This is a genomic window from Pseudomonas sp. WMBT8 (assembly GCF_050916005.1).
Taxonomy (GTDB): domain Bacteria; phylum Pseudomonadota; class Gammaproteobacteria; order Pseudomonadales; family Pseudomonadaceae; genus Aquipseudomonas.
This window is the reverse complement of sequence record NZ_CP188096.1, coordinates 497257-519768: the sequence shown is the minus strand read 5'-3', so window position 1 is coordinate 519768 and position 22512 is coordinate 497257. Positions and strand designations below refer to the sequence as shown.

Genomic DNA, 22512 nt, shown 5'->3' with positions numbered 1-22512 from the left:
CTCCACATTCAATTGGGGTCGCTGTAGTGTTTTAGCTTAACCCCAGTTCTTGCCAGATCCGTTTCACCTGGCGCCGTTCGTCAGCAAACTGATCCCCGGCAACCACCCCCGCCTCGTTCTGCAAGGCCTGGCGATGGGCCGCCGAGCGGTAGGCCTTATACACCTCACGCAACAGGTGGGCATCGGCGGCGGGCATCAGCCCGACCTGCTCCAGGCCTTCCAGGATGCGGATATTGTCGGTGTAGCGCAGTAACGATGGATGCTGCGCAGACCACGCCAAAGCGGCGTATTGCACCATAAATTCAATATCGACGATACCTCCGGCGTCCTGCTTGAGATCGAACAGCGCCGTGGGCTCGAAGGCGTTCGCCGCTGTGCCGGCCCCGGTCGACTTGGTGCCCAGGTTATCGCGCATCTTGGCACGCATCTCGCTGACCTCCTGGCGCAGCTTCGCCAGGTCCTGCGTGCGGCCCAATACCTGCGCACGCACTCCTTCAAACGCGCGGCCCACGTCCTGGCTGCCGACCAGCACCCGCGCCCGCACCAGGGCTTGATGTTCCCAGGTCCAGGCCTCGTTTTCCTGATAACGGGCAAAAGCCCCCAGGGAGCTGACCAGCAGCCCGGATGCGCCAGAAGGTCGCAGGCGCATGTCCACTTCGTACAATTGCCCGGAGTTGGTCTGGGTGGTCAGCAGGTGAATGATGCGCTGGCCCAGGCGAGTAAAGAACTGCGCGCCATCGATCGGCTTGGCGCCGTCGGTTTCGGCCTGCGGGTCACCGTCGTGGATAAACACCAGGTCCAGGTCCGAGCCATGCCCCAGCTCGATCCCGCCGACCTTGCCATAACCGACGATGATAAATCCGGGGTCGCACAGGGTGCCGTCCAGGCGTTGCGGCGTGCCGTGGCGCGCCACAGTCTGGCGCCAGGCCAGGGCCAGCACCTGCTCCAGAATGGCCTCGGCGAGCCAGGTCAGGTAATCGCTGACCTTCATCAACGGCAGGCTGCCGGCGATTTCCGAAGCGGCGACACGCAGGCGGTGCGCCAACTTGAAGTGGCGCAGGGCTTCCATCTGCTGCTCAAGGTCATCTTCGGGGATACGCGTGAGGCGCTCGCGCAGTTCGGCGGCCAGTTCCGGCGCCAAGGGCGGCTTGAACAGGCGGCCTTCGTTGAGCAGTTCATCCAGCAGCAGCGGGAAGCGGGTGATCTGCTCGGCAATCCACGGGCTGGCCGCGCACAGGGTCAACAGCCGACGCAGGGCGTCAGGGTTTTCCGTCAACAGCACCAGATACGCAGAACGCCGCGCGACAGCTTCTACCAGCGGCAGTACGCGCTCCAGCACCAGGTCCGGGTTGGCGTGTTCGACGGCCTGGGCCAGCAGGCGCGGGATAAACGCATCCAGGCGCTCACGTCCCAGGCGCTGCATCGCCCGCAGTTGCGGGCTGCCGCGCAGGCTGGCCAGGGCTTTCAGGGCCTTGGGCGCATCGGCAAAGCCGCCTTCGGCCAATTGGCGACAGGCGGCCTCCTCATTTTGGGATTCTTCCCACAAGGGCAGCCACTCGCCACCCACCACCAATTCGCTTTCCACCCCCTCCTCTTCGTCCGGATCAGCGATCACCTGGCGGAAATGCCAATCCACCCGGCCACGCCAGTACATCAACTGCCCGTGGAACGCGGTCCAGTCGGCAAAGCCCAGCATGAACGCGATCCGCGCCTGGTCTTCATCACTGTGGGGCAACATCTGGGTCTGGCGGTCGGCGATGGCCTGGATCGCGTGTTCGGTGTAGCGCAGGAACTCATAGCCGCTGCGCAACTCGGCAATCACCGCCGGCGGCAGGTAGCCCTGGCCTTCCAGGGTGCCCAGCACCTTCAGCAAAGGCCGCTGTTGCAGGCTCAGGTCGCGGCCGCCGTGAATCAGCTGGAACGCCTGGGCGATAAATTCCACCTCACGGATACCGCCCGCGCCCAGCTTGATGTTGTCGGCCATGCCCTTGCGCCGCACTTCCTGCTGGATCAACTGCTTCATGGTGCGCAGCGCTTCGATCGCAGAAAAGTCCAGGTAGCGCCGATAGACGAACGGGCGCAACAGGTCGAGCAATTGCGCGCCGGCCACCTGGTCGCCGGCCACCACCCGCGCCTTGATCATCGCGTAGCGTTCCCAGTCGCGGCCCTGATCCTGGTAGTACTGCTCCAAGGCATTGAAACTCAGCACCAGCGCCCCGGCGGAACCGTAGGGCCGCAGGCGCATGTCGACCCGGAACACAAAGCCGTCGACAGTCATCGGGTCCAGGGCCTTGATCAGTTTCTGGCCCAGGCGGATGAAGAACTCCTGGTTGTCCAGGGCACGCTTGGCCCCCACGGTCTCGCCGCCCTCGGGGTAGGCAAAGATCAGGTCGATGTCCGACGACAGGTTCAACTCCACCGCGCCCAGCTTGCCCATGCCGAGGATGACCATCTGCTGCGGCTCGCCGCTACGCCCGCCGGTGGGCGTGCCGAATTGCGCGCAGTGACGCTGGTACAGCCACTGGTAAGCCTGGTCGATGCTGGCGTCGGCCATGTCCGACAGGTCGCGGCAGGTCTGCACCAGGTCCGCCTGTCGGGTCAGGTCGCGCCAGATGATGCGCACTTGCTGGCGGGTGCGCTGGCGGCGCAGCACGCGACCCAGTTCGTCTTCTGTTTGCGCCTGTTGCACGGCTGCGGCAATCTGCCCACACAGCTCATCGGGCGCAAAGCCGCGATCCAGCTCGCCCCAGGCCACCAGCTCAAGCAACATCAAAGGGTCACGAACACTCTGTTCAATCACAAAGTCACTGGCGGCGCACACCCGGGCGAAGTCGGCCCAACGTTGCGGCGTCCACGCGGACAGGCCATGATCGGCATCCAGCATGGCCACCGCGTCACGAAATGACTGCTCGGCCCGGCTGGCAAATGGCAACAGAATGGCTGGGAGTTCAACCAGCATTGGAAGGCTCATGGTCTATCCTTGATCGGCGCGTAAATGACTTGTAGCTGTGAACGCAAGAACCACGCTCGATGAAGGACTGTCGAACAAAGGTTAGAAATAGCTGAAAATTCTTTAATTTTGGCAGGCAACATTAAACTTCTACCTTTTCTTGTTCGCAAAAGATCAACAATAACGATTATGCTCACCAGCCAGACCGAGCCATACGCTCAGTCTTGTGTAGTTTTACTACTCGTATATACATTCGAAAGGCTGAAATGGCCGACGATTTGTAGTAAAACTACAGGACGCCGAAGCAACCTTCGGCCATCCAAGAATTTATGTCGTCTGCCCACAAGGCCAGTCGCAAACTTCAGGCAACCGATTCTGGTAGCCTTTCCGCCCTGGAGCAAGCCATGCAAGACCTCGATCCCGTCGAAACCCAGGAATGGCTGGACGCCCTGGAATCGGTTCTCGACAAAGAAGGCGAAGACCGTGCGCATTACCTGATGACCCGTATGGGCGAACTCGCGACCCGCAGCGGCTCGCAACTGCCCTACGCCATTACCACGCCATACCGCAACACCATCCCCGTTACCCACGAAGCACGCATGCCTGGCGACCTGTTCATGGAACGCCGCATTCGCTCGCTGGTACGCTGGAACGCGATGGCGATGGTTATGCGCACGAACTTGAAAGATTCTGACCTGGGCGGTCACATCTCCAGCTTCGCTTCCAGCGCAACCCTGTATGACATCGGCTTCAACTACTTCTTCCAGGCCCCGACCGAAGAACACGGCGGCGACCTGATCTACTTCCAGGGCCACACCTCGCCAGGCGTCTACGCCCGTGCGTTCATGGAAGGTCGCATCACCGAAGACCAGATGAACAACTTCCGCCAGGAAGTCGACGGTGGCGGCCTGTCGTCGTACCCGCACCCTTGGCTGATGCCTGACTTCTGGCAGTTCCCGACTGTATCCATGGGCCTGGGCCCGATCCAGGCGATCTACCAGGCACGCTTCATGAAGTACCTGGAAGCCCGTGGCTTCATCCCCGAAGGCAAGCAGAAAGTCTGGTGCTTCCTGGGCGACGGCGAGTGCGACGAGCCGGAATCCCTGGGCGCCATCTCCCTGGCCGGCCGCGAGAAGCTGGACAACCTGATCTTCGTCATCAACTGCAACCTGCAGCGCCTCGACGGCCCGGTTCGCGGCAACGGCAAGATCATCCAGGAACTCGAAGGCGTGTTCCGCGGTGCCCAATGGAACGTGACCAAAGTCATCTGGGGCCGTTTCTGGGACCCACTGCTGGCCAAGGACGTCGACGGCATCCTGCAACGCCGCATGGACGAAGTCATCGACGGCGAGTACCAGAACTACAAGGCCAAAGACGGCGCGTTCGTACGTGAACACTTCTTCAACACGCCTGAACTCAAGGCGATGGTTGCCGACCTGTCCGACGACGAGATCTGGAAACTCAACCGTGGCGGCCACGACCCGTACAAGGTCTACGCGGCATACCACGAAGCGGTCAACCACAAAGAACAACCGACCGTCATCCTGGCCAAGACCATCAAGGGTTATGGCACTGGTGCCGGCGAAGCGAAGAACACTGCGCACAACACCAAGAAAGTCGACGTCGACAGCCTGAAGTTGTTCCGCGACCGCTTCGACATCCCGGTCAAGGACGAAGAGCTGGAGAACCTGCCGTTCTTCAAGCCCGAGCCAAACAGCGCCGAAGCCCGCTACCTCAGCGAGCGTCGCACTGCACTGGGCGGTTTCGTGCCACAGCGCCGCGCCCAGAGCTTCAGCGTACCGACGCCACCACTCGATACCCTCAAGGCTATCCTGGACGGCTCGGGCGACCGTGAAATCTCCACCACCATGGCCTTCGTGCGGATCCTCGCGCAGTTGGTCAAGGACAAGGAAATCGGCCCGCGCATCGTCCCGATCATCCCGGACGAAGCCCGTACCTTCGGTATGGAAGGCATGTTCCGCCAGTTGGGCATCTACTCCTCCGTCGGCCAGCTCTACGAGCCAGTCGATAAAGACCAGGTGATGTTCTACAAGGAAGACAAGAAGGGCCAGATCCTCGAAGAAGGTATCAACGAAGCGGGCGCCATGAGCTCCTTCATCGCTGCCGGTACTTCGTACTCCAGCCACAACCAGCCGATGCTGCCGTTCTACATCTTCTACTCGATGTTCGGCTTCCAGCGTATTGGCGACCTGGCCTGGGCAGCAGGCGACAGCCGTACCCGTGGCTTCCTGATCGGCGGTACTGCCGGGCGGACCACGCTGAACGGCGAAGGCCTGCAACACGAAGACGGTCACAGCCACATCCTGGCTGCCACCATCCCGAACTGCCGCACCTTTGATCCAACCTACGGCTACGAGCTGGCGGTGATCATCCAGGACGGCATGAAGAAGATGACCGAAGAGCAGCAGGACGTTTTCTACTACATCACCGTGATGAACGAGTCCTACCAGCAACCAGCCATGCCGGCCGGTGTTGAAGAAGGCATCATCAAGGGCATGTACCTGCTCGAAGAAGACACCAAGGAAGCGGCACACCACGTACAGCTGATGGGCTCCGGCACCATCCTGCGCGAAGTGCGTGAAGCGGCGAAGATCCTGCGTGAAGAGTTCAACGTCGGTGCTGACGTATGGAGCGTTACCAGCTTCAACGAACTGCGTCGCGACGGCCTGGCCGTGGAGCGCAGCAACCGCCTGCACCCAGGCCAGAAGCCTGCGCGCAGCTACGTCGAAGAGTGCCTGACCGGCCGTAAAGGTCCAGTCATCGCCTCTACCGACTACATGAAACTGTTTGCTGAACAAATTCGCCAGTGGGTCCCGTCCAAGGAATTCAAAGTCCTGGGCACCGACGGTTTCGGCCGCAGTGACAGCCGCAAGAAGCTGCGTCACTTCTTCGAGGTCGACCGTCACTTCGTGGTGTTGGCAGCCCTGGAAGCCTTGGCTGACCGTGGTGAAATCGAACCCAAGGTGGTAGCAGACGCTATCGTCAAGTTCGGGATCAACCCGGAAAAACGCAACCCACTGGACTGCTGAGGAGATTTTTTGTGAGCGAACTCATTCGCGTACCTGACATCGGCAGCGGTGAAGGTGAAGTAATCGAGCTGTTTGTAAAGGTCGGCGACACCGTCGAAGCCGACCAGAGCATCCTGACCCTGGAGTCGGACAAGGCGAGCATGGAAATCCCTGCTCCCAAGGCTGGCGTGGTCAAGAGCCTGAAAGTGAAGCTGGGCGACCGCCTGAAAGAAGGCGACGAACTGCTGGAGCTGGAAATCGAAGGTGCCGCTGATGCGGCCCCGGCGGCGGCGCCTGCTGCCGCTGCTGCACCGGCGCAGGCTGAAAAGCCAGCGGCGGCTGCCGAGGCCCCTGCGGCCCCGGCTGCTGCACCGGCGGCGGCGACTGTCCAGGACATTCACGTCCCGGACATCGGTTCGTCGGGCAAGGCCAAGATCATCGAGCTGCTGGTCAAGGTCGGCGACACTGTCGAAGCCGACCAGTCGCTGATCACCCTGGAGTCCGACAAGGCCTCCATGGAAATCCCATCGCCGGCTGCCGGCGTCGTGGAAAGCATCGCGGTCAAGCTCGAAGACGAAGTCGGCACTGGCGACTTCATCCTCAAGCTGAAAGTACAAGGCGCTGCGCCTGCTGCTGCCCCGGCGCCGGCCGCTGCTCCTGCTGCCAAGGCTGAAGCTGCACCGGCTGCCGCCGCCCCGGCTCCTGCGGCAAAAGCCGAGGCCGCACCGGCCCCGGCGGCTGCCCCAGCGCCAAGTGGTGCCAAGGCTCACGCCGGCCCTGCCGTGCGTCAACTGGCCCGTGAGTTCGGCGTCGAGCTGAGCGCTGTCAGCCCTACCGGCCCACACGGTCGTGTGCTCAAGGAAGACGTGCAGGTCTACGTCAAATCCATGATGCAGAAGGCCAAGGAAGCTCCGGCTGCCGGCGCTGCTACCGGTGGCTCGGGCATTCCGCCGATCCGCACCGTAGACTTCAGCCGCTTCGGCGAAATCGAAGAAGTGCCGATGACGCGCCTGATGCAAATCGGCGCAGCCGGTCTGCACGCCAGCTGGCTGAACATTCCACACGTGACCCAGTTCGACCAGGCCGACATTACCGACCTGGAAGCTTTCCGCGTTGCGCAGAAAGCCGTGGCCGAAAAGGCCGGCGTGAAACTGACCGTGCTGCCACTGCTGCTCAAGGCCTGCGCGCACCTGCTCAAGGAACTGCCGGACTTCAACAGTTCGCTGGCACCAAGCGGCAAGGCGATCATTCGCAAGAAATACGTACACATCGGCTTCGCGGTCGACACCCCGGATGGCCTGCTGGTACCGGTCATCAAGAACGTCGACCAGAAGAGCCTGCTGCAACTGGCTGGCGAAGCGGCTGCACTGGCTGCCAAGGCCCGCGACAAGAAGCTGACTCCGGACGACATGCAAGGCGCCTGCTTCACCATCTCCAGCCTCGGGCACATTGGCGGTACTGGCTTCACGCCAATCGTCAACGCGCCGGAAGTGGCGATCCTTGGTGTTTCCAAGGCCACCATCCAGCCTGTGTGGGACGGCAAGGCCTTCCAGCCGAAGCTGATGCTGCCACTGTCGCTGTCCTACGATCACCGTGTGATCAATGGCGCGGCCGCTGCACGCTTCACCCAGCGCCTGAGCCAGTTGCTCAACGACATCCGCACCATCCTGCTGTAAGCCGCAGCAGCCTCCCCTTCACCGGGGAGGCTGGTTGCAACGATTTCCGAGCGCCACGCTCGTACCTCAACCCCGCCAATTTGGCGGGGCTTTTTTTGCCTGTGGTTTGCAGGAGCCGGCTCCTACAGGGAATCGACAGACCATCTATCAGGCCGACTGTAGAAAACCGCCCTGCGGCCGATAACCCACTTATAGCACTTAGCCTTCATCCTCTCTTGTCAGTCCGCGCTGCATGATGCAACCTTGCCGCAGACAGCAGCAAAGAGGGCGATAGCCCGGCGCGATGCGCATTTTTCCAAGCGAGTTCCCCCATGAAAAGCCAACCCGATGTCGCCCGAACGGCGGCCGAGGTCGTGACGCAATTACCGGTGCCTTCGCGCCTCGGTATGCTGCGTTTCGAGCGGCTGAATGAGGCTAGCTGGGCGCTGCTGTACCTCGACCCCAATTGTGAACGCCAATTCGGCTTGCCCGCAGTAGAGCTGTGCTCGCTGATCGGCTCGCCCTACGCCAGCCTGATGGAACCCCAGGCGCGCTATCAGTTGCACGACACGATCCAGCAGCAACTGACCACCAGCCCCCATTACCTGGTGCGCTACACCCTGCACACCAACGACGGCCCGCTGAGCCTGCTGGAGGTCGGCGAGGCCTACAAGCAACACAATCGCCACCTGCTGCGCGGCTACCTGATGGTGGTGGACGGTTTATTCAGCAACCTGGCGCCGCTACCCGCCGCCGACCTGGAAGACCAGAACAGCCGCCTGCAGATCGCCCTGGAGCTCAACCAGCGCGCCCAACAGGAGCAGTTGCAGCACCTGGAGCGGGTGCGCGCCCAGCAGGAACTGATCCTGCTGCTGGCCCGCCAGCGCTACAGCACCAACAACTCCCTGCAAGAAGCCGCCGAACTGATCACCCGCAGTGCCTGTGACATCTACCAGATCGACTGCGCCAGCATCTGGAACCTCGAAGGCCAGCAGTTGGTGCCGATCTCTGCGTTTCATCGCGCCGACCAGCAACACCATATGCCGGCGCCGATTGATGCCAGTGGCTTCCCGGACTACCTCGAAGCCCTGCAGAGCTGCCGCGCCATCGATGCCGGCAATGCGATGCGCGACCCGCGCACCCGGGACATGGTCGAAAGCCTGCGGCCCATGGACATCCACGCCATGCTCGACGCCAGCATCCGCGTCGATGGCCAGGTGGTGGGCGTACTGTGCCTGGAACAAAGCGCTGGCACCCGGGACTGGCTGTCCGATGAAATCGCCTTTGCCGGCGAATTGGCCGACCAGTTCGCCCAGGTCATCAACAACCATAACCGGCGCACCGCCACCAGCGCCCTGCACCTGTTCCAGCGCGCCGTGGAGCAAAGTGCCAATGCCTTCCTGCTGGTCAATTGCGACGGCGTGGTGGAGTACGTCAACCCCAGTTTCACCGCGATCACCCAGTACAGCACCGAGGAAGTCCACGGCCATCGCCTGGCCCAGTTGCCGGCCCTGGAAAACCTCAGCGAACTGCTGTTCGACGCGCCCTCCAGCCTTGCCAAGAGCAACAGTTGGCAGGGCGAGTTCAAGAGCCGGCGCAAAAACCTCGAACCGTACTGGGGCCAGCTGTCGATCTCCAAGGTGTATGGCGACAATCGCGAACTGACCCACTACATCGGCATCTACGAAGACATCACCCAGACCAAGCTGGCCCAGCAGCGTATCGAGCGCCTGGCCTACACCGACAACCTGACCAACCTGGGTAACCGCCCGGCGTTTATCCGCAACCTCGACGAACGCTTCGCCCGCGACAACGACGCACCCATCAGCCTGCTGCTGGTGGATATCGACAACTTCAAGCGGATCAACGACAGCCTCGGCCACCAGACCGGCGACAAGCTGCTGATCAGCCTGGCCCGACGCCTGCGCAACAGCCTCAATGCCGGTGGCAGCCTGGCACGCTTTGCCAGTAACGAATTTGCGGTGCTGCTCGACAACGCCGACCTTGAGGCCGGCCAGCAAATGGCCTGCCAGTTGCTGATGACCCTCGACAAACCGATGTTCGTCGACAACCAGTTGATCAGCGTCACCGGCTCCGTGGGCCTGGCCTGCGCGCCGCTGCATGGCCGCGACCCGCAGACCCTGATGCGCAACGCCGGCCTGGCGCTGCACAAGGCCAAGGCCAACGGCAAGCACCAGGTGCAGGTGTTTACCGAGGCCCTGAATGCCGAGGCCAGTTACAAACTGTTCGTCGAAAACAACCTGCGCCGCGCCCTGACCCAGAACGAGCTGGACGTGTTCTACCAGCCCAAGCTGTGCCTGCGCAGCGGGCGCCTGCTGGGTATGGAGGCGCTGCTGCGCTGGAACCACCCGGAAAAGGGCATGATCCGCCCGGACCAGTTCATCAGCGTCGCCGAAGAGACCGGCCTGATCATCCCCATCGGCAAATGGATCGCGCGCCAGGCCTGCCGCATGAGCAAGCAGTTGAGCGCCGCCGGCCTGGGCAACCTGCAGGTGGCGATCAACCTGTCGCCCAAGCAGTTTTCCGACCCGGACCTGGTGGCCTCCATCGCCAGCATCCTCAAGGAAGAACAGCTGCCGGCCAACCTGCTGGAGCTGGAGCTGACCGAGGGCCTGCTGCTGGAAGCCACCGAAGACACGCGCCTGCAACTGGACCAGTTGAAGAGCTTTGGCCTGACCCTGGCCATGGATGATTTCGGCACCGGTTACTCGTCCCTCAGTTACCTGAAGAAATTCCCCATCGACATCATCAAGATCGACCGCAGCTTTATCCATGAGATCCCGGACAACCAGGACGACATGGAAATCACCTCGGCAGTGATCGCCATGGCGCACAACCTCAAGCTCAAGGTGGTCGCCGAAGGCATCGAGACCGCCGAACAACTGGCGTTCCTGCGCCGCCATCGGTGCGACGTCGGCCAGGGCTACCTGTTCGACCGGCCAATTCCCGGCTCCGAGTTGCTAGAGAAGCTCAAACGCTATCCGCGCGGGCCAATCGCCTGACAGCGCTGTAACACTCGGGCACACTGGTGGTCTGAACTGTTAACTCAACCTGACGAGAGGACTGATCATGGTCTTGCGCTCGGAAATCCTGGTGAATAAAAACGTGCTGCCTACTGCCGAACAAGCCTTGCCTGGTCGTGAAACCCCGATGAACCTGCCCGAGACGCACTTCGTCAACGGTAACCCGCTGCTGGGCCCGTTTATGGACGATGTGGGCTTTGCGATCTTTGGCCTCGGTTGTTTCTGGGGCGCCGAGCGCAAGTTCTGGCAGCGCGACGGCGTGGTCAGCACGGTGGTCGGCTACGCCGGCGGCTTCACGCCAAACCCGACCTATGAAGAAGTCTGCTCGGGCCTGACCGGCCATAGCGAAGTGGTGCTGGTGGTGTATGACCAGGCCAAGCTCAAGTACGAAGACCTGTTGAAGATGTTCTGGGAACTGCACAACCCGACCCAGGGCATGCGCCAGGGCAATGATATCGGCAGCCAGTATCGCTCGGTGATCTATGCCACCACGCCTGAGCAACTGGACGCGGCGCAGGCCAGTGCACAGGCTTATCAGGAAGAACTGACCAAGGCTGGCCTGGGCGAGATCACCACGCAAATCGACCAGGCGCCAACAGTGTACTTCGCCGAGGCCTACCACCAGCAGTACCTGGCGAAGAACCCGCAGGGTTACTGCGGGATCGGCGGTACTGGCGTGACCTGCCCGATCTGACCTCAAAAGCATCGCGGGCAAGCCCGCTCCCACATGGGATCGCATAACCATGTGGGAGCGGGCTTGCCCGCGATAGCAATCTAAACAGCGATGCCGTTATTCGGCGATCAACCAATCCATCTGCCAGCCACCCTGGGTCTGCCCCAGTTTCTTTGACAGCCACGGCAGCAGCTCACGCAGTTCCTCCTCCAGCCCCCACGGCGGGTTGGCAATCGCCAGGCCCGAGCCGGTCAGGGTGTTGGGCGTGTCCAGCGGATGCACCAGCAATTCCACACGCAGCAGCTTCGGCGCGCCGGTGCCGGCCAGGTCCTGGTAGAAGCGGCGCAACATGCGCTGATCCTTCACCGGGTACCAGATCGCGGCGACCGTCTGGCGCATGCGGCCCACGGCTTCCTTGAGGGAGGCGGCGCAGCGCTGCATCTCGTCGAGTTGCTCGAACGGTGGGTCGATCAGCATCAACGCGCGCTTTTCCGGCACCGGCAGCAAGGCCCGTGGCACGTGCCAACCTTCGCCCAGATGGACCTTCACACGCCGATCGCCCTTCATGTTGTCCTTGAGCAACACACCGTCTTCGGGATGTTTTTCGTTGAGCAGCACGCGGTCCTGGGGCCGGGTCAGGCGCCGCGCCAGCTCTGGCGAACCCGGGTAATAGCGCAATTGGCCATCCGGGTTCATCTCGTGCAGCACCTGCATGTAGTCGGCGGTCAGCGCCGGCAGGTCCGCCTCGCCCCACAGGCGGGCGATGCCTTCCAGGTATTCACCGGTGCGGTTGGCCTGGTCGCCTTGCAGGTCGTACAGACCAATCCCGGCGTGGGTGTCGAGATAGGCAAACGGCTGCTCCTTGCGCGACATCAGGGCGATGAGGCGGGTCAAGGTCAGGTGTTTGAAGACATCGGCATGGTTGCCGGCGTGAAAGGCGTGACGATAATTCATGGTTGCTCCTGCGCAGGGGGCGAAGTTTACCTTTTACGCGGGCAAAGGTGCAGGGCTGCATGCTGGGCGGTGCTTATGTCGCAAATGTAGGAACAGCAGCGAAAACGTTCTAGCGAGTTATGTGCGAGCGGGCTTGCCCGCGATGCAGGCGACGCGGTATTACCCGTACTCTGCGCTGATGCCATCGCAGGCAAGCCAGCTCCTACCTTATCCGGGGCTGCCCCATGCAATCCAGGGAGGTCAGTAACACTCATGAAAGACGCCACAATCGCATTGCATCACGGCTTCAAGTCGGACCCGACCACCAAGGCCGTCGCCGTGCCGATCTACCAGAACGTCGCGTTCGAGTTCGATAACGCCCAGCACGGCGCCGACCTGTTCAACCTCGACGTGCCCGGCAACATCTACACACGGATCATGAACCCCACCAACGATGTGCTGGAGCAGCGCATGGCGGCGCTGGAAGGCGGGATCGCTGCCCTGGCCGTGTCGGCGGGCAGCGCGGCGATCCACTATGCCATCCAGGCCCTGACCCGCGCCGGCGACAATATCGTCTCCACCCCGCAGTTGTACGGCGGCACCTACACCCTGTTCGCCCACCTGCTGCCGAGCTTCGGCGTAGACGTGCGCTTCGCCCGTGATGACTCGGCCGAGGCCATCGCCGAGCTGATCGACGACAACACCAAGCTGGTGTACTGCGAAAGCATCGGCAACCCGGCCGGCAATATCGTCGACCTGCAGGCCCTGGCCGACGTCGCCCATGCCCGTGGCGTACCGCTGATGGTGGATAACACCGTCGCCACACCGATCCTGTGCAAGCCGATCCAGTTCGGCGCGGACATCGTCGTGCATTCCCTGACCAAGTATGTCGGCGGCCACGGCAACTCCCTGGGCGGGGTGATCGTCGACAGCGGCACCTTCCCCTGGACCGACTACCCGCACAAATTCCCCGGCCTCAACCAGCCGGAGCCGGCCTACCACGGTGTGGTGTACAGCGAAAAATTCGGCCCGGCGGCCTTTATCGCCCGTGCCCGCACCGTACCGCTGCGCAACACCGGCGCAGCCTTGGCGCCAATGAACGCCTTCCTGCTGCTGCAAGGCCTGGAAACCCTGGCCCTGCGCATGGAGCGCCATACCGAGAACGCGCTGAAAGTCGCGCAGTTCCTGCAAGCCCACGAGCAGGTGGAATGGGTCAGCTACGCCGGCCTGCCGGATCACCCGCACCATCACCTGGCGCAAAAGTACATGCAGGGCAAACCCTCGGCGATCCTGTCCTTCGGCCTCAAGGGCGGCTATGCGGCCGGTGTGCGTTTCTACGATGCGCTGCAAATCTTCAAGCGCCTGGTGAATATCGGCGATGCCAAATCCCTGGCCTGCCATCCGGCGTCCACCACCCACCGGCAGATGAACGAAGACGAGCAAGCCAAGGCCGGGGTACGCCCGGAGATGATCCGCCTGTCGGTGGGTATCGAGGCGATTGAAGACCTGCTCGATGACCTGCAACAGTCACTGAACGCCTGATTCACCCGCGCACGCAGCCAGGCAAGGCTGGCGTGGCTGCGTGCGCTACAGGCAATTTCAGTAAATCCCGACACAAAAAAAGGCCCGCCATCCAAGGATGCGGGCCTTTTTCAGTTCACCTGGCCATCAAGGCCAATACGAACGCCTCATTTGTTGAGGTTGTAGTCTTTCTCGGCAGCAGTGAAGCGCTCAACCATACCGGCAGTCGGGGCGCCCATCTTGCTCACGAAGTAGATCGCCAGGCTGGCGAACAGGAAGCCTGGGATGATTTCGTACAGACCCAGCAGTTCGAAGTGTTTCCACACGATCACGGTGATCGCGCCGACCAGGATCCCGGCCAGTGCGCCGTTGCGGGTCATGCCTTTCCACAGGACCGAGATCAGCACCACAGGACCGAACGCAGCGCCGAAGCCGGCCCAGGCGTAGCTCACCAGGCCCAGTACGCGGTTTTCCGGGTTGGCGGCCATCGCAATCGCGATCAACGCCACTACCAGCACCATGATCCGGCCGACCCATACCAGCTCAAGCTGGGACGCGCCCTTGCGCAGGAACGCCTTGTAGAAGTCTTCGGTCAGGGCGCTGGAGCACACCAGCAGTTGGCAGCTCAGGGTGCTCATCACGGCAGCCAGGATGGCCGACAGCAGCACGCCAGCAATCCACGGGTTGAACAGCAGCTTGGCCAGTTCGATGAACACACGCTCAGGGTTTTCGGTCACGGGACCGGCGACTTCAGGGTGTGCCGAGAAGTAGGCAATACCGAAGAAGCCTACCGCCACGGTGCCGGCCAGGCACAGGATCATCCAGGTCATGGAGATACGACGGGCATTGGCAATCGACTTGACCGAATCCGCCGCCATGAACCGCGCGAGGATGTGCGGCTGGCCGAAGTAGCCCAGGCCCCAGCCCATCAGCGAGATGATGCCGATGAAGGTGGTGTTTTTGAGCATGTCGAAGTTGGTTGGATCGTTCGCTTCGATAGCCAGGAACGTAGTATCGACACCGCCGGTGGCCAACAGCACGATGATTGGCGTGAGGATCAACGCGAAGATCATCAGCGTGGCTTGTACGGTATCTGTCCAGCTCACTGCCAGGAAACCACCGATGAAGGTGTAGGCAATCGTCGCCGCAGCACCGGCCCACAGCGCAGTCCCGTAGGACATGCCAAAGGTGCTTTCGAACAAACGCGCACCCGCGACGATGCCAGAGGCGCAGTAGATGGTGAAGAACACCAGGATCACCACCGCCGAGATAATCCGCAGCAGGCCGCTTTTGTCTTCAAAGCGGCTGGAGAAGTAGTCCGGCAGGGTCAGGGCGTCGCCGTTGTGTTCGGTCTGCACGCGCAGGCGACCGGCCACAAACAGCCAGTTCAGGTAAGCACCGACGATCAGGCCGATGGCGATCCAGCTTTCCGACAGGCCCGACATGTAGATGGCGCCCGGCAGGCCCATCAACAACCAGCCGCTCATATCCGAGGCGCCAGCCGAGAGTGCGGTAACGACGCTGCCGAGGCTGCGACCACCGAGGATGTAATCGGAAAGGTTATTGGTGGAGCGATAGGCCATGAGACCGATCAGCACCATTGCGGCGATGTAGATCACAAATGTGATCAGGGTTGGATTACTTACGCTCATTGAGTTACGCCCTGGCTTTGTTTTTATGTAGCGGCGGTCTGTCAGCTCTTGTAGACGAAGCTGCATGCCGCGCATTTATGACTGACGTTTCCCCAGGAAAGCCATCAGCCGATGAACCGAACTTTACAATTGGTTGCACCTTGGCCGCGAATGCTATTCAACAAAGCAAATAAGGTGCAACCAGTTTCTTGAGAATTAGTTGCACCTGTAGATGTTTTTCGGCAAATGGCAGTTTTTTGCTCCTTTTCGGAGCAAGAACAGCCAAATCCAGAAGTAAATGCACCAACAACAAGCCGATTCCGTCGAGTGAAAATGAATTCTGACGAGCAGTGCGGATTTCCTGAAGAAAATGGGTTGCACCCGGTTGCACCTCGTACGGCGCAAAGCTAATCTTGCCGCCAGCTGATGCCACGCAGTAGTGGCACCCATGAGGATAAAAATATGGCTACGACCACCCTTGGGGTCAAACTCGATGACCCGACCCGCGAACGCCTGAAGGCCGCCGCGACCTCCATTGATCGCACGCCGCACTGGCTGATCAAGCAGGCAATTTTCAATTACCTGGAGAAACTGGAGGGTGGTGCAACCCTGACCGAACTCAACGGTTCGGGCCTCAAGGACGCAGACGACGCCGGTGAGGTGCAGAACGACCACGCCCACCAGTGCTTCCTCGAATTTGCCGAAAGCATCCTGCCGCAATCGGTGCTGCGCGCCTCGATCACTGCCGCCTACCGCCGCCCTGAGCCGGAAGTGGTGCCGATGCTGATCGAGCAGGCCCGCCTGCCGGCCCAGATGGCCGAAGCCACCAACAAGCTCGCCGCCTCGATTGCCGAAAAACTGCGTAACCAGAAGAGCGCCGGCGGCCGTGCCGGTATCGTCCAGGGCCTGCTGCAGGAATTTTCCCTGTCGTCCCAGGAAGGCGTGGCGCTGATGTGCCTGGCCGAAGCGCTGCTGCGTATCCCTGACAAGGGCACTCGTGACGCGCTGATCCGCGACAAGATCAGCACCGGCAACTGGCAGCCGCACCTGGGCAACAGCCCGTCGCTGTTCGTCAATGCCGCCACCTGGGGCCTGCTGCTGACCGGCAAACTGGTCGCCACCCACAACGAGGCCGGCCTGACCTCCTCCCTGAGCCGCATCATCGGCAAGAGCGGCGAGCCGATGATCCGCAAGGGCGTCGACATGGCCATGCGCCTGATGGGCGAACAGTTCGTCACCGGCGAAACCATCGCCGAAGCCCTGGCCAACGCGAGCAAGTTCGAAGCCAAGGGCTTCCGCTATTCCTACGACATGCTCGGTGAAGCTGCACTGACCGAACACGATGCACAGAAGTACCTGGCCTCGTACGAACAAGCCATTCACTCCATCGGCAAAGCCTCTCACGGCCGTGGGATTTATGAAGGCCCGGGCATCTCCATCAAGCTGTCGGCGCTGCACCCGCGCTACAGCCGTGCCCAGTACGAGCGCGTGATGGACGAGCTGTACCCGCGCCTGCTGTCCCTGACCCTGTTGGCCAAGCAATACGACATCGGCCTGAACATCGATGCCGAAGAAGCCGACCGCCTGGAGCTGTCCCTGGACCTGCTCGAGCGCCTGTGCTTCGAGCCGCAACTGACCGGCTGGAACGGTATCGGTTTCGTGATCCAGGCCTACCAGAAGCGCTGCCCGTACGTGATCGACTACGTGATCGACCTGGCACGCCGCAGCCGTCACCGCCTGATGATCCGCCTGGTAAAAGGCGCGTACTGGGACAGCGAGATCAAGCGCGCCCAGGTCGAAGGCCTGGAAGGCTACCCGGTGTACACCCGCAAGGTGTACACCGACGTGTCCTACATCGCCTGCGCACGCAAGCTGCTGTCGGTACCGGAAGTCATCTACCCGCAGTTCGCCACGCACAACGCCCACACCCTGTCGGCCATCTACCATATTGCCGGCCAGAACTATTACCCCGGCCAGTACGAGTTCCAGTGCCTGCACGGCATGGGTGAACCGCTGTACGAACAGGTTGTAGGCAAGGTTTCCGAAGGCAAGCTGAACCGTCCGTGCCGCGTGTACGCTCCGGTCGGCACCCACGAAACACTGCTGGCCTACCTGGTGCGTCGCCTGCTGGAAAACGGCGCCAACACCTCGTTCGTCAACCGAATCGCCGACCAATCCATCTCGATCCAGGAGCTGGTGGCTGATCCAGTGGCCAGCATCGAGCAGATGGCGACGCTGGAAGGCGGCTTCGGCCTGCCGCACCCTCGTATCCCACTGCCGCGCGACCTGTATGGCAGCGAGCGCGCCAACTCGGCCGGTATCGACCTGGCCAACGAACACCGCCTGGCGTCGCTGTCCTGCGCCTTGCTGGCCACCGCGCACAACAACTGGAAAGCCGCGCCGATGCTCGGCTGTGCTTCGAGCAATGAAGCCGCTGTGCCGGTACTGAACCCCTCCGACCTGCGGGATGTGGTCGGCCATGTCCAGGAAGCCACGGTCGAAGACGTGGACAACGCGATCCAGTGCGCCCTCAACGCCGCACCGATCTGGCAGGCCACCCCGCCGGCCGAACGCGCCGCGATCCTGGAACGTGCCGCCGACTTGATGGAAGGCGAGATCCAGCCGCTGATGGGCCTGCTGGCCCGCGAAGCCGGCAAGACCTTCGCCAACGCCATCGCCGAAGTGCGTGAAGCCGTGGACTTCCTGCGCTACTACGCAGTGCAGGCGCGTAACGACTTCACCAACGACGCCCACCGCCCACTGGGCCCGGTAGTCTGCATCAGCCCGTGGAACTTCCCGCTGGCGATCTTCAGCGGCCAAGTCGCCGCCGCACTCGCCGCCGGCAACCCGGTACTGGCCAAGCCGGCCGAACAAACCCCGCTGGTTGCCGCGCAAGCCGTGCGCCTGCTGCTGGAAGCCGGCATCCCTGAAGGCGTGCTGCAACTGCTGCCGGGCCAGGGCGAAAGCGTCGGTGCCCGCCTGGTGGGTGATGATCGCGTCAAAGGCGTGATGTTCACCGGTTCCACCGAGGTGGCGCGCCTGCTGCAACGCAACGTCGCCGGGCGCCTGGATGCCCAGGGCCGCCCAATCCCGCTGATCGCCGAAACCGGTGGCCAGAACGCGATGATCGTCGACTCCTCGGCCCTGACCGAACAGGTGGTGATCGACGTCGTGTCCTCGGCCTTCGACAGTGCCGGCCAGCGTTGCTCTGCCTTGCGCGTACTGTGCCTGCAGGAAGATTCGGCAGACCGCGTCATCGAAATGCTCAAGGGCGCCATGGCCGAATGCCGTCTCGGCAATCCGGAGCGCCTGTCCGTGGATATCGGCCCGGTGATCGATGCCGAAGCCAAGGCGGGCATCGAGAAACACATCCAAGCCATGCGCGACAAGGGTCGCACCGTGTATCAGGTGGCAATCGCCGACAGCGAAGAAATCAAGCGCGGCACCTTCGTGATGCCAACCCTGATCGAGCTGGAAAGCTTCGACGAGCTGCAACGGGAGATCTTCGGCCCGGTCCTGCACGTGGTGCGCTACAAGCGTAAGGAAATCGACCAGTTGATCGGTCAAATCAATGCTTCTGGCTACGGTCTGACCCTGGGCGTGCACACCCGTATCGACGAGACCATCGCCAAGGTGATCGACAACGTCCATGCCGGTAACGTCTACGTCAACCGCAACATCGTCGGGGCCGTGGTCGGCGTGCAGCCATTCGGCGGCGAAGGCTTGTCGGGCACCGGTCCGAAAGCCGGTGGCCCGCTGTACCTGTACCGCCTGCTGTCGACACGTCCTACCGATGCGATCGAGCAATCCTTCGTACGGGGTGACGCACTGGCCGCGCCGGATGTACGTCTGCGTGACGCCATGAGCCAACCGCTGACCGCCCTGAAAACCTGGGCCGAGAGCAATAAGTTCAGCGACCTGGGCGCCCTGTGCAACCAGTTCGCCGCGCAATCGCAAAGCGGTATCACCCGCCTGCTGGCCGGCCCGACCGGCGAGCGCAACAGCTACGCCATCCTGCCCCGCGAGCACGTACTGTGCCTGGCAGAGGTGGAAGGCGATCTGCTGGCGCAACTGGCGGCGGTATTGGCTGTAGGCAGCTCGGCGGTATGGCCGGAAACTGACCTGACCAAGGCGCTGTTCCCACGGCTGCCGAAGGAAGTTCAGGCGAAGATCCAGCGCGTGGCCGACTGGACCAAGGACGAAGTGATCTTCGATGCGGTCCTGCACCATGGCGATTGCGACCAACTGCGCGGGGTTTGCCAGCAAGTGGCGCAGCGTAGCGGCGCGATTGTCGGGGTCAACGGCCTGTCTTCGGGCGAAACCAACATTGCGTTGGAGCGCCTGGTGATCGAACGTGCATTGAGCGTCAACACCGCTGCGGCGGGTGGTAACGCGAGCTTGATGACCATCGGCTAATCAATCCAGTGGGGCACCTGCAATGGGTGCCCCACTGCATTGCATCGGTCGAAACCGGATAAGTGTGGGAGCGGGCTTGCCTGCGATAGTGGCGGGTCAGCCATGCAAATATTGCCTGGCCTACCGCTATCGCCGGCAAGCCAGCTCCCACATTGACCGCGTCATACCTTTGCGCTGTGTTTTGCTGCTCCATCACCCAGATCAATCTTGCTATCGCGCCTCTATTCGCGCACTTAGACTGCGGCCTATTCCCACATAGGTAAGCCGCCATGTCCGAGACGCTCCTCAGTTCCCGCAATCTGGCTTTCGAGCTGTATGAAGTCCTCGATGCCGAGGGCTTGACCCAGCGCGAGCGGTTTGCCGAACATAATCGCGAAACCTTCGATGCCGCCATCGGCACCGCCCGCAGCATCGCCGAAAAGTACTTCGCCCCGCACAACCGCAAAGGTGACGAAAACGAACCGCGCTACGAAGACGGCCAGGCGATCCTGATCCCGGAGGTGAAACCTGCCGTGGATGCCTTCCTCGAAGCCGGCTTTCTGAATGCGGCGCGCAGTTTCGAAGCCGGGGGCATGCAACTGCCGACACTGCTGTCCCAGGCCTGCTTTGCGCATTTCCAGTCAGCCAATGCGGCTTCCACTTCGTACCCGTTCCTGACCATGGGCGCGGCCAATCTGATCGAAAGTTTTGGCACCGAGGAGCAGAAGCAGCGTTTTCTGCAACCGATGATCGAAGGCCGGTTCTTCGGCACCATGGCCTTGACCGAGCCCCATGCCGGCTCGTCGCTGTCGGATATCCGCACCCGCGCCGAACCGGCGGCGGACGGCACTTACCGGCTCAAGGGCAACAAGATCTTTATCTCCGGTGGCGACCACCCGCTGTCGGAAAACATCGTGCACATGGTCCTGGCCAAACTGCCGGACGCACCCGCTGGGGTGAAGGGAATTTCGCTGTTTATCGTGCCCAAGTTCCTGGTCAACGAGGACGGCAGCCTGGGCCAGCGCAATGATGTGCTGCTGGCCGGGCTGTTCCACAAAATGGGTTGGCGCGGCACCACTTCGACGGCGCTGAATTTCGGCGATAACGGCGAGTGTGTCGGCTATCTGGTGGGCAAGCCGCACCAAGGCCTGGCGTGTATGTTCCAAATGATGAACGAGGCACGGATTGGCGTCGGCATGGGCGCGGTGATGCTTGGCTACGCCGGCTACCTGTATTCCCTGGAATACGCCCGGGAACGCCCGCAAGGCCGCCTGCCGGACAGCAAGGACCCGAACACCGCACCGGTGTCGATCATCCAGCACGCCGATATCAAGCGCATGCTGCTCACGCAAAAAGCCTATGTGGAAGGCGCCTTCGACCTGGGCCTGTACGCCGCGCGGCTGTTCGATGACACCACCACCCTGGACAACGAAACCGCGCGCAAGCAGGCCCATGAATTGCTCGATCTGCTGACGCCGATCGTCAAGTCCTGGCCGTCGGAGTTCTGCCTCAAGGCCAACGAACTGGCGATCCAGATTCTCGGCGGCCACGGCTACACCCGCGAATACCCGGTGGAGCAGTACTACCGCGACAACCGTCTGAACCCGATCCACGAAGGCACCCACGGCATCCAGTCCCTGGACCTGCTGGGGCGCAAGCTGGGGCAAAACGGCGGCGCGGGCTTGAAACAGTTGATTCGCCTGATCGCCGAGACGGGCGCACGGGCGCAGGAATATCCGTCACTCACGCCATTGCGCGAGCCGCTGGAGCAACTGGTGGCACGCCTGCAAAGGGTGACCCTGGGACTGTTGACGGATCTCGCCCAGGGCAAGGTCAACAGCAGCCTGGCGAACTCGGCGCTGTACCTGAAAGTGTTTGGGCATACGGTGATTGGCTGGCGCTGGCTGGAACAGGCGATCCGCGCCGAAGAAGGGTTGGCCAGGGGCAATGTGGCGGATTTGGCCTTCTATAAAGGCAAGCTGCAAGCGGCCCGGTACTTCCTGACCTGGGAAGTACCGGGCTGCCATCATGAACTGTCGATCCTGGAAACTCGGGACGATACGTGCCTGGCCATGCAGGATGAATGGTTCTGATCAGGGCTGGCCGATGGCCTTGGCAATCACGTCGACCGTGGCGCTGACTTGCTCTTGGTAACGGTCGAGTTCCTGCTGGTGACGCTGCTGCATGTCGATCTGCTCGGCACATAGATTCAGCGCCGCCAGCACCAGCAGTTTGTCGCCGATCAGGGTCGGGTACTTCTGCTTGGTGGTGGCCAGGGACGCCTTGAGCAGGGTCACGGCCTTGAGCAGGGTGTTGTCTTCCCCGTCCGGTGCCTTGATCGAGTAATCCTCACCGAGAATCGAAACGACCTTTATCCCTTCACTCATGCGCTCACAGGACCTGCGCTCACACGCTCAACCAACGCCTGGATACGGGCTGCGGTGGCGCCCTGCTTTTCTTCCTGTTCCATCAGGTTCAGTTGCAAGCTGTCGTTCTCATCCTTGGCGCGGGCCAGTTCCGCCTTGAGGGATTCGTTGGTGCCCAGCAATGCTTGATTCTGCTGCACCAGGTCACTGACCAGTTGTTCCAGTTGGCTGAGGGATGTTTCTAACATTTTGAATTCTCGGGCTTTTTCAAAGGGCGGTGACGATAAAGAAAATTCACCGTGGAAGCCAGGGTTA

General features: G+C 61.9%; 13 protein-coding genes. 7 read left to right on the top strand and 6 right to left on the bottom strand.

The window, feature by feature from the left end:
• Nucleotides 1-31 precede the first annotated feature (31 nt).
• On the bottom strand, nucleotides 32-2971 hold the full coding sequence (glnE, locus tag ACO77H_RS02175) for a bifunctional [glutamate--ammonia ligase]-adenylyl-L-tyrosine phosphorylase/[glutamate--ammonia-ligase] adenylyltransferase (protein WP_170042414.1): 2940 nt from the start codon (nucleotides 2969-2971) through the stop codon (nucleotides 32-34).
• Between the two features lie 383 nt (nucleotides 2972-3354).
• On the opposite strand from glnE, the gene aceE reads away from it, so the two are divergent.
• The 4 genes from aceE (at nucleotide 3355) to msrA (ending at nucleotide 11372) form a co-directional block, all read left to right on the top strand.
• Entirely contained in the window at nucleotides 3355-6000 is a 2646-nt protein-coding gene (gene aceE, locus ACO77H_RS02170) for a pyruvate dehydrogenase (acetyl-transferring), homodimeric type (RefSeq protein ID WP_169952306.1), read from the top strand.
• Nucleotides 6001-6011: 11 nt separating this feature from the next.
• Nucleotides 6012-7655 carry a dihydrolipoyllysine-residue acetyltransferase gene (aceF, locus tag ACO77H_RS02165; protein WP_169952308.1) on the top strand — a complete coding sequence of 548 codons (1644 nt, stop codon included), beginning with the start codon at nucleotides 6012-6014 and terminating at the stop codon, nucleotides 7653-7655.
• Nucleotides 7656-7966: 311 nt separating this feature from the next.
• Nucleotides 7967-10657 (top strand): putative bifunctional diguanylate cyclase/phosphodiesterase, encoded by a 2691-nt coding sequence (locus ACO77H_RS02160; RefSeq protein ID WP_432754944.1) that lies wholly within the window; start codon nucleotides 7967-7969, stop codon nucleotides 10655-10657.
• Nucleotides 10658-10724: 67 nt separating this feature from the next.
• The gene (gene msrA / locus ACO77H_RS02155) at nucleotides 10725-11372 is read left to right on the top strand and encodes a peptide-methionine (S)-S-oxide reductase MsrA (RefSeq protein ID WP_169952312.1); all 648 of its coding nucleotides are present in this window, start codon (nucleotides 10725-10727) and stop codon (nucleotides 11370-11372) included.
• Nucleotides 11373-11468: 96 nt separating this feature from the next.
• Here the strand turns inward: msrA and ACO77H_RS02150 are convergent, their stop codons facing one another.
• Nucleotides 11469-12305 carry a 23S rRNA (adenine(2030)-N(6))-methyltransferase RlmJ gene (locus ACO77H_RS02150; RefSeq protein ID WP_032862126.1) on the bottom strand — a complete coding sequence of 279 codons (837 nt, stop codon included), beginning with the start codon at nucleotides 12303-12305 and terminating at the stop codon, nucleotides 11469-11471.
• Between the two features lie 252 nt (nucleotides 12306-12557).
• Here ACO77H_RS02150 and ACO77H_RS02145 point away from each other — a divergent pair, with 252 nt between their 5' ends.
• Nucleotides 12558-13826, top strand: coding sequence for an O-acetylhomoserine aminocarboxypropyltransferase/cysteine synthase family protein (locus tag ACO77H_RS02145; RefSeq protein ID WP_169952314.1), 1269 nt, complete (start codon nucleotides 12558-12560; stop codon nucleotides 13824-13826).
• Between the two features lie 146 nt (nucleotides 13827-13972).
• Here the strand turns inward: ACO77H_RS02145 and putP are convergent, their stop codons facing one another.
• Nucleotides 13973-15457 (bottom strand): sodium/proline symporter PutP, encoded by a 1485-nt coding sequence (gene putP, locus ACO77H_RS02140; RefSeq protein WP_169952316.1) that lies wholly within the window; start codon nucleotides 15455-15457, stop codon nucleotides 13973-13975.
• Between the two features lie 157 nt (nucleotides 15458-15614).
• Nucleotides 15615-15869 (bottom strand): hypothetical protein, encoded by a 255-nt coding sequence (locus ACO77H_RS02135; protein ID WP_432754943.1) that lies wholly within the window; start codon nucleotides 15867-15869, stop codon nucleotides 15615-15617.
• Nucleotides 15870-15898: 29 nt separating this feature from the next.
• Here ACO77H_RS02135 and putA point away from each other — a divergent pair, with 29 nt between their 5' ends.
• Nucleotides 15899-19852, top strand: coding sequence for a trifunctional transcriptional regulator/proline dehydrogenase/L-glutamate gamma-semialdehyde dehydrogenase (putA, locus tag ACO77H_RS02130; protein ID WP_169952318.1), 3954 nt, complete (start codon nucleotides 15899-15901; stop codon nucleotides 19850-19852).
• Between the two features lie 269 nt (nucleotides 19853-20121).
• The gene (locus tag ACO77H_RS02125; protein WP_432754942.1) at nucleotides 20122-21924 is read left to right on the top strand and encodes an acyl-CoA dehydrogenase; all 1803 of its coding nucleotides are present in this window, start codon (nucleotides 20122-20124) and stop codon (nucleotides 21922-21924) included.
• Here ACO77H_RS02125 and ACO77H_RS02120 read toward each other — a convergent pair whose 3' ends face one another.
• Both ACO77H_RS02120 and ACO77H_RS02115 read right to left on the bottom strand, forming a co-directional pair.
• Nucleotides 21925-22218, bottom strand: coding sequence for a cell division protein ZapA (locus ACO77H_RS02120; RefSeq protein ID WP_169952322.1), 294 nt, complete (start codon nucleotides 22216-22218; stop codon nucleotides 21925-21927).
• A complete protein-coding gene (locus ACO77H_RS02115) occupies nucleotides 22215-22445 on the bottom strand; it encodes a hypothetical protein (protein WP_029299225.1) in 231 nt (76 codons plus the stop codon). The genes ACO77H_RS02120 and ACO77H_RS02115 overlap by 4 nt, the downstream gene beginning before the upstream one ends.
• Nucleotides 22446-22512 lie beyond the last annotated feature (67 nt).

Excerpts from the sequence above, each read along its gene's own strand:
- ACO77H_RS02160 (WP_432754944.1), top strand. The coding sequence starts at position 7,967 with ATGAAAAGCCAACCCGATGTCGCCCGAACGGCGGCCGAGGTCGTGACG.
- ACO77H_RS02150 (WP_032862126.1), bottom strand. The coding sequence starts at position 12,305 with ATGAATTATCGTCACGCCTTTCACGCCGGCAACCATGCCGATGTCTTC.
- ACO77H_RS02125 (WP_432754942.1), top strand. The coding sequence starts at position 20,122 with ATGTCCGAGACGCTCCTCAGTTCCCGCAATCTGGCTTTCGAGCTGTAT.
- msrA (WP_169952312.1), top strand. The coding sequence starts at position 10,725 with ATGGTCTTGCGCTCGGAAATCCTGGTGAATAAAAACGTGCTGCCTACT.
- glnE (WP_170042414.1), bottom strand. The coding sequence starts at position 2,971 with ATGAGCCTTCCAATGCTGGTTGAACTCCCAGCCATTCTGTTGCCATTT.
- aceE (WP_169952306.1), top strand. The coding sequence starts at position 3,355 with ATGCAAGACCTCGATCCCGTCGAAACCCAGGAATGGCTGGACGCCCTG.
- ACO77H_RS02120 (WP_169952322.1), bottom strand. The coding sequence starts at position 22,218 with ATGAGTGAAGGGATAAAGGTCGTTTCGATTCTCGGTGAGGATTACTCG.
- ACO77H_RS02145 (WP_169952314.1), top strand. The coding sequence starts at position 12,558 with ATGAAAGACGCCACAATCGCATTGCATCACGGCTTCAAGTCGGACCCG.
- putP (WP_169952316.1), bottom strand. The coding sequence starts at position 15,457 with ATGAGCGTAAGTAATCCAACCCTGATCACATTTGTGATCTACATCGCC.
- ACO77H_RS02115 (WP_029299225.1), bottom strand. The coding sequence starts at position 22,445 with ATGTTAGAAACATCCCTCAGCCAACTGGAACAACTGGTCAGTGACCTG.
- putA (WP_169952318.1), top strand. The coding sequence starts at position 15,899 with ATGGCTACGACCACCCTTGGGGTCAAACTCGATGACCCGACCCGCGAA.